The 11,510-nt window shown below is 61.7% G+C and carries 10 protein-coding genes; 5 read left to right on the top strand and 5 right to left on the bottom strand.

The window, feature by feature from the left end:
* A partial coding sequence (locus MOV76_RS13175) for an enolase C-terminal domain-like protein (protein WP_309506193.1) occupies window positions 1–615 on the top strand: 615 nt, incomplete at its 5' end.
* Here MOV76_RS13175 and MOV76_RS13170 read toward each other — a convergent pair.
* Window positions 567–1,787: an MFS transporter gene (locus MOV76_RS13170; RefSeq protein WP_130716493.1), complete on the bottom strand. Its 1,221-nt coding sequence runs from the start codon at window positions 1,785–1,787 to the stop codon at window positions 567–569. The two genes, MOV76_RS13175 and MOV76_RS13170, sit on opposite strands and share 49 nt — an antisense overlap.
* Before the next feature lie 165 nt (window positions 1,788–1,952).
* A complete protein-coding gene (locus MOV76_RS13165) occupies window positions 1,953–2,792 on the bottom strand; it encodes a UDP-2,3-diacylglucosamine diphosphatase (protein WP_018242243.1) in 840 nt (279 codons plus the stop codon).
* Between the two features lie 257 nt (window positions 2,793–3,049).
* On the opposite strand from MOV76_RS13165, the gene MOV76_RS13160 reads away from it, so the two are divergent.
* Window positions 3,050–3,799 carry a histidine phosphatase family protein gene (locus tag MOV76_RS13160; RefSeq protein ID WP_018242245.1) on the top strand — a complete coding sequence of 250 codons (750 nt, stop codon included), beginning with the start codon at window positions 3,050–3,052 and terminating at the stop codon, window positions 3,797–3,799.
* A gap of 298 nt (window positions 3,800–4,097) precedes the next feature.
* Here the strand turns inward: MOV76_RS13160 and MOV76_RS13155 are convergent, their stop codons facing one another.
* On the bottom strand, window positions 4,098–5,537 hold the full coding sequence (locus tag MOV76_RS13155; protein ID WP_026188413.1) for an FAD-binding oxidoreductase: 1,440 nt from the start codon (window positions 5,535–5,537) through the stop codon (window positions 4,098–4,100).
* A gap of 234 nt (window positions 5,538–5,771) precedes the next feature.
* Here MOV76_RS13155 and MOV76_RS13150 point away from each other — a divergent pair, with 234 nt between their 5' ends.
* Window positions 5,772–8,084, top strand: a complete 2,313-nt coding sequence (locus MOV76_RS13150) for an NADP-dependent malic enzyme (RefSeq protein WP_130652509.1) — start codon at window positions 5,772–5,774, stop codon at window positions 8,082–8,084.
* Window positions 8,085–8,241: 157 nt separating this feature from the next.
* Here the strand turns inward: MOV76_RS13150 and MOV76_RS13145 are convergent, their stop codons facing one another.
* Window positions 8,242–8,775: a ribonuclease H gene (locus MOV76_RS13145; protein ID WP_130652510.1), complete on the bottom strand. Its 534-nt coding sequence runs from the start codon at window positions 8,773–8,775 to the stop codon at window positions 8,242–8,244.
* Here MOV76_RS13145 and MOV76_RS13140 point away from each other — a divergent pair.
* Together MOV76_RS13140 and MOV76_RS13135 are read left to right on the top strand one after the other, a co-directional pair.
* Entirely contained in the window at window positions 8,759–8,914 is a 156-nt protein-coding gene (locus tag MOV76_RS13140) for a hypothetical protein (RefSeq protein WP_162804580.1), read from the top strand. The genes MOV76_RS13145 and MOV76_RS13140 overlap by 17 nt on opposite strands.
* 355 nt (window positions 8,915–9,269) lie before the next feature.
* Window positions 9,270–10,355, top strand: coding sequence for a DUF2865 domain-containing protein (locus MOV76_RS13135; RefSeq protein WP_130652511.1), 1,086 nt, complete (start codon window positions 9,270–9,272; stop codon window positions 10,353–10,355).
* Window positions 10,356–10,472: 117 nt separating this feature from the next.
* Here MOV76_RS13135 and MOV76_RS13130 read toward each other — a convergent pair whose 3' ends face one another.
* Entirely contained in the window at window positions 10,473–11,219 is a 747-nt protein-coding gene (locus MOV76_RS13130; RefSeq protein ID WP_018242250.1) for an SDR family NAD(P)-dependent oxidoreductase, read from the bottom strand.
* Window positions 11,220–11,510: the final 291 nt, after the last annotated feature.

Below are 11,510 nucleotides of genomic sequence, written 5' to 3'. Positions count from 1 at the left end.
TACACCATCTCGCTCGGCGAACCGGAGGTGATGGCCGCCCAGGCGCGCGAGCATGCCGGCCGCTCCCTGCTGAAGGTCAAGGTCGGCACCGGCGACGATGAAAGCCGCATCCGTGCCGTCCGCGCCGCCGCACCCGATGCCGAAATCATCCTTGACGCCAATGAAGGCTGGCCGGAAGCGGTGTTGGAACGCCACCTCAATATCGCGGCGCAAGCGGGTGTGGCCCTCGTCGAGCAGCCGCTGCCGGCCGGCCGCGATGGGCTGCTTGCTGAAATCCGCCGCCCGCTCCTCGTCTGCGCCGACGAGAGCGTCCACCACACCGGCGATCTCGCAAGCCTTGCCGACCGCTACGACGCGATCAACATCAAGCTCGACAAGACGGGCGGCCTGACGGAAGCGCTGTCGATGAAGGCCGAGGCCGAACGGCTTGGATTCAGCATCATGATTGGCTGCATGGTCGGCACCTCGCTTGCCATGGCGCCCGCCGTTCTGCTTGCTCAGAATGCCGATTTTGTCGATCTCGACGGTCCGCTGCTGCTTGCCCGCGACCGCGAACCCGGACTTCGTTACGCCGCTTCCCTGGTCTTTCCGCCCGAAACCACCCTCTGGGGCTGAAGATAATAGGCTGAGATGACGAGGCCGAGGCCGGAGAACGCGACCACGGCCATGACGTAATAGCTGACGACGCCGAGCCAGGCATAGAGATAACCCGAGGCCAGGGTCATCAGCGCCATCGCCATGCCGACATAGAAGAAATAGGCGCCCTGCGCCGAGGATTCCTGCGTTTCCTGCACGGTCGCCACGATCCGCCGCTGCACGCCGGTATGCACGAAGGCGTAGGTAAAGCCATGGAAACATTGCAGCAGGAAGAAACCGGCAAAGCCTGTATTCATCGGAAACAGGATCCAGCGGCAGACGCTGATGGCGCAGCCGAAGCGGATCAGCGTCCAGGCATCGAAGCGACGGTTGAGACGCTTCGACAGGAAGAACACAGTCACTTCCGAAGCGACGCCGGCGCTCCAGAGCAGGCCGACCTGCGTGCCGGAGAAGCCGAGATGATGCCAGTAGATCGAGGAAAAGGCGTTCAGCACCGCATGGCTCGACTGCTGGATGGCGACGCCGATCAGAAGCAGCAGAAGGTGCGGCTCGCGCAGACCGCTGCCGGTGGCTGCCGGAATGTTGATCGGCTGGCCGCGCCGTCGCGTCGGTCCGATGCGCGGACAGAAGATCGCCATGACAACGGTCATGATAAAGCCGAACACCATGACCGGCAGCACCATTTCGCCGCCCCACCGGCTGATCAGCTGGCCACCGACCAGCGTCGAGACGATGAATGCAATCGAGCCCCACACGCGCATCGATCCGTAATCGAGCCCCCAGCGGCGCACACCCGAGATGACGATCGATTCAACGACGGGTACATAGGGCGCAAAGGTGGCGCCCTGCAGCGCATAGACGATCGTCACGGGCCAGAAGGTCGTCGTCCAAAAGAGCGCGATCGCCGTCAGCAGCGACAGGCAACCCGACCAGAGCAGCACGTCGGCACGCTCCTTCAATCGATCGGCGATCATGGCGACGACAGGCGCCACCAACACGCGAACCACCATCGGTATGGCAAGGATGATGCCGATCTCGTGGTCGCTGAAGCTGTGGGTTGCGAGCCACACGGGAAAAAACGGCAGGACGATGCCGTTGACGAGCAGCGGCGCGCAATAGGAAAGCGCGCTAAGCAGCCGGAAGCGCGGCGGCGCTCCCTCACCCGTCGGGGAATTTTGAGCGGGAATCATGGGTGGACCTGAAGGAAACTGGACGTTGTCCTAACACACCACCCTGGAGGCGACTATTGCGAGAAATAGCCGTTCTGAAACGTTTTAGAAAATAAATAGGGCCTGTCGCCTGACGGTAACGGCTAAATTCGAGGGAGCGCAGGCGCGGATGCGCCGGCGCCAAAATCAGGCGGCTTGTGGAGCCAGTTCTGCGTCTTCCCGCTCGACGGCGGCAAGTGCTGTTACACTGCTGGCGAGCGCCCGCCAGGTGATCAGTTCGAACGTACCATCCTCGTGCTCGGCGACCGCCGTGCAACTTTCCACCCAATCACCGGTGTTGATGTAACGGATACCGTCCATATCCTGGATGATGGCATGATGGATATGTCCGCAGATCACCCCATCGGCGCCATTTTTGCGGGCTTCCTCTGCCACGACACGCTCGAATTCACCGATGAAATTGACGGCATGCTTGACCTGCAGCTTCGCCCAGGCCGAGAACGACCAGTAGGGCATGCCAAGTCGACGGCGCACCGCCGCCAGGATGATATTGATGCGGATCGCCGTGTCATAGGCCCAGTCGCCGAGATAGGCGAGCAGTCGGGCATTGCGGACGACGACGTCGAACTCGTCGCCGTGCAGGATCAGGTATTTTCTGCCGTCGGCGCCATCATGCATCATGCGCTCGACGACCTCGATGCCGCCAAAATGCATGCCCGGGAAGGCCCGCAGGAATTCGTCGTGATTGCCGGGAATATAGACGACGCGCGTGCCCTTGCGCGCCTTGCGCAACAGCTTCTGGACGACATCGTTGCAGACCTGCGGCCAGTACCAGCTGCGCTTCAGGCGCCAGCCGTCGACGATGTCGCCGACGAGCACGATCGTATCGGCCTCGTGGTGGCGCAGGAAATCCAGCAGGAAGTCGGCCTTCGCGGCCTTCGAGCCGAGATGGACATCGGAAATGAAGAGCGTGCGGAAATGTCTGGGTTCCATCATGTCTTTCACGAGCTGCCGCTCATGTCCCATCTTTCATCTAGCCTTCCAAAATCAGACTCGTGTTTCAGGAAGATGACAAGACCGGGAAAAGCGCTGCAAACCCGATCATTCCGCGCGGGCAGGATGCCTGTCGCCGCGCGGGCAGGATGCCTGTCGCCGCACGGGCAGGATGCCTGTCGCCGCACGGGCAGGATGCCCGTCGCCGCCAGGCCTAACGGCCATGTTGCCCTGCGCATTCAGGGCGTTCATGATGGCGGCGATTCATATCCGATAATGCGGGATGGCTGATGCGTCTTTTTCTCGTTCGCCACGGCGAATCCCTCGGCAACATCAACGAACAGGCCTACCGCCAATTCGGCGATCACAACGTGCCGCTGACGCAGTGGGGCCATCGGCAGGCACTCGAGGCAGGCGGCGTGATCGCCTCCTATCTCAACGCATTGCCGAGCGCGGGTTTCGGCAAGCTGCAGATCTGGTACTCGCCCTTTCTGAGGACGCGGCAGAGCAAGGATGCGCTGCTCGAAGCCCTGCCGGAAAGCGTCGTCGGCGATATCAGGGAAGATTATCTGCTGCGCGAGCAGGATTTCGGTCTCTTCACCGAAATCTATGACCACGCCGAACAGAAGCAGAAGTTTCCCGAGGAGTTCGAAAAATGGGCGAGGCTGCGCAGCAACAGCGGCAAGTTCTACGCGCGGCCGCCGGATGGCGAAAGCCGGGCGGATGTGGCCCAGCGGGTGCGCCTGTTCCTGCAGACCGTTATGCACGATGCCGAAAATAGCGACCGCGACGTTGTGATCGTCGGTCATGGCGTCACCAACCGGGCGGTCGAAATGAATTTCCTGCACCGCCCTGTCGAGTGGTTCGAGCGCTCCGACAATCCTGGAAACGCCGATATCACGCTGATCGAGGGGACGCGCTCGCAAGGATACGAGTCGATCCTGCTGCATCAGGCCGCCGACCGGCAGCCGGGACAGGAAGGCGAACTGCGCGATGCCTATGGCGCAGACGTGACGCTTACGCCGATGCCCGGCGGTTAGCGACGCCTTGCAGAGCGCCGCTACAGAACCAGTGGCGGGTCACGCTCACCAAATTGCCAGCGCCGTATTCGGCCCAATCCTCAAGCGCAGCGAACATCAATGCGTCATGTGGCCTTGCCCCGAAACTAGAGCCCCTTGATGGCGAGGACGTTGGCCACAAACCGACTCTATCATGAGGATCGCCTCAATGCATTGGAGCGACATCACCGCGCGGTTGCGGCTCGCCTTGGGCAGGTCCGCCGCGCGTTAAGCAAACGCGCGGCGGAGGCTCCAACGCCTTGATTCCACGCCAGTCCCGTCAGGCAGCTCGCACCGCCGCCATCGGTTTCACGTTCTGATTCATCCGGAACAGATTGTTCGGATCGTAACGCCGCTTGATTTCGGCAAGGCGACCGTAGTTGGCGCCGTAAGCGCTTTCGACCCGATCGACCTCGTCCTCCGGCATGAAGTTGATGTAGGCGGTGCCGACCGAATGCGGCTTGGTTGCCTCGAAGAGCTCCCGCGCCCAACCGATACAGCTTCCATCCATCCCGGCTTCCCGCCAGCGCGCATGCACATTCATGACGAAATGCGAGCTTCGTTGCGGAAATGCGGTCGCCTCGGTGGGTACGCGGCCAGCGGCACCACCGACATGGCCGATGAAGATCTCGCACTCCGGTCCGGGCAGCTTGCGCACGGCGTTGAGCAGGACGTCGATCGCCGCATCCGAGAGAGAGGCGAAATCCTGGCTCTTCCAATAATTGCGCGCACCGGGCGTGAGCAGCGGGTCGAATGCCTGTTGCCAGCCGGTGAACGGCACTGGGCCGACGACGTCGGCAATCGGATTTCCGATCGCGCGCAATCTGGCCGTTGCCTTTTCGCCCGCCGCAATGTCTCCGCAATAGCACATGGCCAGCACCACGATCTCCTTGCCGTGCCATTCGGCCGGAAGGAACGGCAGCGGCGGCGCCTGACGCATCACCACCCAACAGGTCAGTTCGTCAGGGGCCGCCTCCAGCGCCTGCCGGTACTCCTTGAGCACCTTTTCAGCATCGGCGAAGGGATGCACGACGAGCCCAGCGAGAACCTCTGTGTTGAGTGGGTTGAGCTGGAATTCGAAAGAAGTCACGACGCCGAAATTGCCGCCGCCGCCACGCAGCGCCCAGAAGAGATCCGGCATTTCTTTTTCGCTCGCCTTGACCAGCTCGCCATCGGCCGTCACCACATCAACCGAAAGCAGATTATCGAGCGTCAGCCCGAATTTGCGGGTCAGCCAGCCGAAACCACCGCCGAGTGTCAGGCCGGCGATGCCGGTGGTGGAATTGATGCCGGTCGGCAGCACCAGCCCGAAGGCCAGCGTTTCCTTGTCGACGTCGGCGAGTGTCGCGCCCGGCTCGATCCTGGCACGCTGCGTCTGCGGATCGACCCGCACCGATTTCATCGCCGACAGGTCGATGACGATACCGCCCTCGCAGACAGCATTGCCGGCGATGCCGTGGCCGCCGCCACGCACCGAAACGAGCAGATTATTGTCGCGTGCAAACCGCACCGCCCGCACCACATCGGCAGCACCGGCGCAGCGCGCGATAAGCCCGGGCCGGCGGTCGATCATCGCATTCCAGATCGTCCGCGCTTCGTTGTAATCCATGTCTTTACTGGTCAGGAGACTGCCGCGAAATCCGGCGGCAAAAGCATCGATGGCCACGTCATTGACCATCGTCTGCCCCCTTTGCAGGGTCGTGAGGTTCAAATTGTCCATGATTTCCTCCATGCGACCGGCGCCCCGCACCGTCGCGGCCGGCATCCTGCGCCTGTTGAGGTCGTCAAACAAGTTTTCCAAAAGGATTAGCCATTGGCATCAGGGACGAATGGTCGTCCCGCGGGCCCCCCGCCCATCTCACGAAAACTTCTCCCATCCCTCATTTCCATACTGTCGCCCGTATCCGATTGATGTATGGAGGGAACTCCCCAAAAGACGTGCACGGAGGCGGCGATGGATCACCCGGAAAAATCGAAGACGGAAAAGAATCTGACGAGCGGCGATCTCGACGAACAGGCGCTTTTCTTCCACCGCTATCCCCGCCCCGGCAAGCTGGAGATCCAGGCGACAAAGCCGCTCGGCAACCAGCGCGACCTGGCGCTTGCCTATTCGCCCGGCGTTGCCGCCCCTTGCCTTGCCATCCGCGACAATCCCGAAATGGCGGCCGAATATACCTCGCGCGCCAATCTCGTTGCCGTCATCTCCAACGGCACCGCCGTGCTTGGCCTCGGCAATATCGGCCCGCTTGCCTCCAAGCCTGTTATGGAGGGCAAGGCGGTGCTCTTCAAGAAATTCGCCGGCATCGACGTCTTCGATATCGAGATCGACGCGGCAGGCGTCGACCAGATGGTTTCGACCATCGCCTCGCTGGAGCCGACCTTCGGCGGCATCAACCTCGAGGACATCAAGGCGCCGGAATGTTTCGAGGTCGAGCGGCGCCTGCGCGAGAAGATGAAGATCCCCGTTTTCCACGACGATCAGCACGGTACGGCGATCATCGTCGCCGCCGCGATCCTGAACGGGCTGGAACTCGCCGGTAAGAACATCGCCGACATCAAGATCGTCGCCTCCGGTGCCGGTGCCGCCGCCCTTGCCTGCCTCAACCTGCTTGTCATTCTCGGGGCAAAACGCGAAAACATCTGGGTTCACGATCTCGAAGGCCTCGTCTATGAGGGCCGCATCGAGCTGATGGACGAATGGAAATCCATCTATGCCCAGAAGAGCGAGACGCGTACGCTGGCCGAAAATATCGGCGGCGCCGACGTCTTCCTCGGCCTGTCGGCCGCCGGCGTGCTGAAGCCGGAACTATTGGCGCAGATGGCCGACAAGCCGTTGATCATGGCGCTTGCCAATCCGACGCCGGAGATCATGCCGGATCTCGCCCGTGCTGCCCGACCCGATGCGATGATCTGCACCGGCCGCTCGGATTTCGCCAACCAGGTCAACAACGTCCTCTGCTTCCCTTATATCTTCCGCGGCGCGCTCGATTGCGGCGCCGAGACGATCAATGAGGAAATGAAGATGGCGGCCGTGCGCGCCATCGCAGCCCTTGCCCGCGAAGAGCCGTCGGATGTCGCCGCCCGCGCCTATTCCGGCGAGACCCCGGTTTTCGGCCCCGACTATCTGATCCCCTCGCCCTTCGATCCGCGCCTGATCCTGCGCATCGCGCCTGCGGTCGCCAAGGCCGCCGAACAGAGCGGCGTCGCGCGCCGCCCAATCCAGGATTTCGACGCCTATCTCGACCAGCTGAACCGCTTCGTCTTCCGCTCCGGCTTCGTCATGAAACCGATCTTCACCGCCGCCAAGGCGGCAGAGCGCAAGCGCGTCATCTTCTCCGAAGGCGAGGACGAACGCGTACTGCGCGCCGCCCAGGTGCTGCTCGAGGAAGGCCTTGCCGAACCGATCCTGATAGGCCGCCCCCAGGTCATCGAGACACGCCTGAAGCGCTACGGCCTGCGCATCCGGCCGCTGCAGGATTTCGAGGTCATCAACCCGGAAGACGATCCGCGCTTCCGCGAATATGTCGATCTCTATTTCTCCCTCGTCGGCCGCCGCGGCGTCATCCCGGAAGCCGCCCGCACGATCGTACGCACCAACACCACCGTCATCGGCGCGCTGGCGCTGCGGCGCGGTGAGGCCGATGCGCTGATCTGCGGCCTCGAAGGCCGTTACGAGAAGCATCTGCGCGACGTCCGCCTGATCATCGGCAAACGCAAGGATGTCCGCGACTTCTCAGCCCTCAGCCTGATGATCTCGCAGCGCGGCGCCACTTTCTTCACCGACACCTACGTCACCTTCAATCCGAACGCCGAAGAGATCGCAGAGGCGACGGTGCTGGCCGCCGAGGAAATCCGCCGTTTCGGCATCACCCCGCGCGCGGCCCTCGTTTCGCATTCCAACTTCGGCTCGCGTGAATCCGAAAGCGCCACGAAGATGCGCAACGCCCTGCAGCTCGTGCGCGAAGCCGCACCCGACCTCGAGGTCGATGGCGAGATGCACGGCGAAAGCGCCATCACCGAGGCACTGCGCAAGCGCGTCATGCCGGACACGACCCTGCACGACGAGGCGAACCTCCTGGTCTTCCCGAACCTCGATGCCGCCAACATCACGCTCGGTGTGGTGAAGTCGATGACGGACGGCCTGCATGTCGGCCCGATCCTGCTCGGCACCGCCCTGCCCGCCCATATCCTCGCCCCCTCGGTCACCTCCCGCGGCGTCGTCAATATGGCGGCACTCGCCGTCGTCGAGGCATCGCAACCGGCCTGAGCCGGCTCAGACTGCTGACAAAGTCGGCCAACTCCTCGCCATGCTCGGGCTTGTCCCGAGCATCTGCAGCCGGTTGATTTGCATGCGCGGGGCCTGGGATATAATCCTTCGGTACGAGCGGCCTTGAAGCCGCTCCGACACATGTCCTGATGCCGTCTCAGGCACTCCGCAGGGACAGGCGCCCTTTATCCGCGAGCGCATCCGCGCGCTCGTTGCCGGCAATGCCGGAATGGCCTTTGCACCAGGCGATGGTCACCAGACCATTCTGGGATAGTTGAAGATCGACCGCTTTCCAGAGTTCCGCATTGGCGATCGTTCGGCTTCGGGTATTCCCGTTCGGGTTGCTTTTCTTCCAGCCGCTGTTCTTCCAGATATGTCGCCGGCTGTTGCAGCCTTTGACGGCATAGACGGAATCGGACCAGATAGTCGCGGGCTCGCCGCTTGCTCCGCTGTTGATCCAGATTGCCGCCCTGAGGACGGCGGTCAATTCCATCGAATTATTGGCGGAATCCTCGACGCCACCGAAGCCGGAGGCGATCTCGGCGGCATCACGATAGGCGACAAATGCCCAGCCTCCGTGCCCGGAACCGGGTTCATAACAACCGTCCACGAAGACGTGGAGGCCGTGTTGGGCTTCGGGTATCCCGACTGTCGCAGCAGGGGAGCGAAATTCGTTGGAAATACCTGACATTTTCGCCGTCCTTCTCGCCTTCGCCGCGCCCACCGCAAGACCACTGCGGCTTGCGGCGACCTGCCCCATATCCCACGTCTTGATCACCTCCCGCGGCGGCGTCAACATCGAAGCACTGGCCGTGATCGAGGCGTGGTAAGTGCGGTATCATAAAGAATGCACCGTCTGTAAACCTACCCGGCGCCAAGCGGCATTGCAGCGACCGGAGTTCTCCCTATCCCTCGTTGGGGGGGTAGTGGCGGAGGTAGCTATGAAAGCTGATCTGGCGAGCGAGAAGAAGAATCAAGTCCCGGAAAATTGAAAGAAGAAAGTCCCGCTTTTGGCGGCACAACAAATTCTCCCCACAGATGGGTCGCCCGCATTTGCTGGATAAGATCGCGAAAATGCGCTAGGAATTTCTCCAAGCTTATTAAGAGAAACACGTTAAGAGACAACGCGCGGCGATCGAGGCCGCAATCGACCGATCGATTCTTTGCTCATTCCGGGACGACGCCGTGAAACGCCGAAACCTGTCTCTTGCCCTTCTCCTTGCCTTTGCGGCGCCTGCCGCCGCGCAAAACAGCGCCGTCTGTGAGGACCTGCGCGGTCGCCTTGCCGACTTGCCGCGATCGATCGGCAATGGCAACGGCCCGGAAGCCCGCCAATATTCCAGCGCCATGGCCGAGCAGAACCTCGAGCTGCGCAAGGTTCGCAACGAGCTGCGCAGCAATGGCTGCACCTCGGGCAGCATGGTGGTGATCGGCGGCGAGAATGACGATTATTGCGCCGAACTTTCGCAGTCCGAAGCGCGCATGATCGACAATATCCACTATCTCCAGGACCGCCGCAACGAACTGGCCGACCAGAACGGCGCCGATGACGACGCACGCCGCGAACTGGTCGCGGCTCTCGACCGCAATGGCTGCAACAGCGAAAACTTCTATGCCCCGAGCGATCGCAGCGCCGCCGACCCCGCGCCAAGCGTCGAGGAACAGGCGCTACGCACCGATACTTTCATTCCGCTCGGCGGCGGCGAAGAGGTCGATCCGCGTTACGGCCTGCCGCGGGCCGAGATGCTCTCGCCGGTCAGCACCATGTGCGTGCGCAGCTGCGACGGCGGCTTCTTCCCGATCAGCTCGAACGCCACGTCGGTCGATTTCGGCCGCGATGCTCAGACCTGCGCCAAGATGTGCCCGGGCATCGAGACTGAACTGTTCTATCGTGACGTGACGAGCACCGAAGCCTCGAATATGATCTCGGTCGCAACGGGCACGCCCTACAGCGCCATGAAAAATGCCTTTGCCTACAAGAACCGCACGCCCGGGGAAAAGTCCTCCTGCGCCTGCAATCTCACAGCCTATTATGAGGAGATGCGCGGCAAGCAGGCGGTGAGCGAACCGCCGCAGCAGGGCTCGATCACCACCATCCGCACCAAGGCGAAGGATGCCGCCGCGCCGCAACCGTCCGTTCCCGAGCGCCCCTACGATCCCACACAGAACCGCGTCCGTCAGGTCGGCCCGCAGTTTCTGGCCGGCGATCAGGGCTCGATCGACCTCGCCAATCCGGCAACGCCAGGCCCGCAGCCACAACAGCAGCAGTGATTGAACAGCTGGAACTGCGGTGGCGGAGCAATAGCGGCGTTGTGCCAGGCCGCATGAGATGACGGCGATGTCACGTGAACGTGCGGCGGGATGTGAATGCGGGTCGCTTGAGCATGGTCAGTAGGTCGTACGACCGCCGCTCAGGTCGAACGTCGATGCGGTCGTGAAGGAGTTCTCCTCGGAGAGCAGCCAGACGACCATCGAAGCGATCTCGTGAAGTTCAACAAAACGGTCGCGCGGAATGCGGACGCGCATATATTCGATAAACTCGGATGTCAGCCCGTCCAATATAGGTGTCTTTGCTGTGGTTGGCGTTACCGCGTTCACGGCGATTCCTGTCTTTGCGAGTTCCTTGCCAAGAGACTTGGTGAAGCCCAGCACACCAGCTTTCGCTGCGCTGTAGGCGGCGATGTTCGGATTTCCTTCCTTGCCCGCAACCGAAGAGATGTTCACAATCCGCCCGTAGTCGCGCTTTAACATGACCGGAACGACGTGCCGGCAACAATTGAAGGTTCCCGTGAGGCAGACATCGACGACGTCTTTCCATTCACCGAAATCGTATTCGATCGTGGGCTTGACCGGACCGGTAATCCCGGCGGAATTGACGAGGCCGTCGATACGGCCAAAAATCTCCTCGGTCGCCGCCGCCGCATTTTTCACTGATACGGGATCTGCGACGTTGACGCCGAAAGCGACCGTGCCAGATCCGAGAGCGGAAGCGCTGTCCTTCGCCATGTTTTCGTTCAGGTCCCAGATGGCCACCTTGCCACCGGACTGGATGACGCGCTCTGCGATAGCGTAGCCGATGCCGCGCGCACCGCCTGTGATCACGATGATCCGTTCCTTCAAGTCGATCATGTTCATTGGGCCGTTATCCTCCGAGTGAGCCACCGATAGCCGAATATCTATTGGAAATTCCGGGATTTCGCCTTCAGCGTATCGATATGAAGGTCAGGAATTTATCCCGAGTCCGAAACTATGCCGAGCCCATTCCCTAAAGCCCGAGATTTCCGGTAATCAAGGATTAAAAGCTCGGCATAATTTGAACGCTTTGGAAGACCGGGTATGCCCGAAGCGGAAATCTTTGTCTGCATCCGTTACTCCGAAAGGCATTCTGCAGCCCCCTTGTGTATAGACATTGGCGCACGCTATTCG

It is taken from the genome of Rhizobium sp. PRIMUS64 (genome assembly GCF_023006465.1).
GTDB lineage: Bacteria > Pseudomonadota > Alphaproteobacteria > Rhizobiales > Rhizobiaceae > Rhizobium > Rhizobium leguminosarum.
Note: the sequence above shows the minus strand (reverse complement) of the source record. Positions and strands in the feature narration are given on the sequence as shown.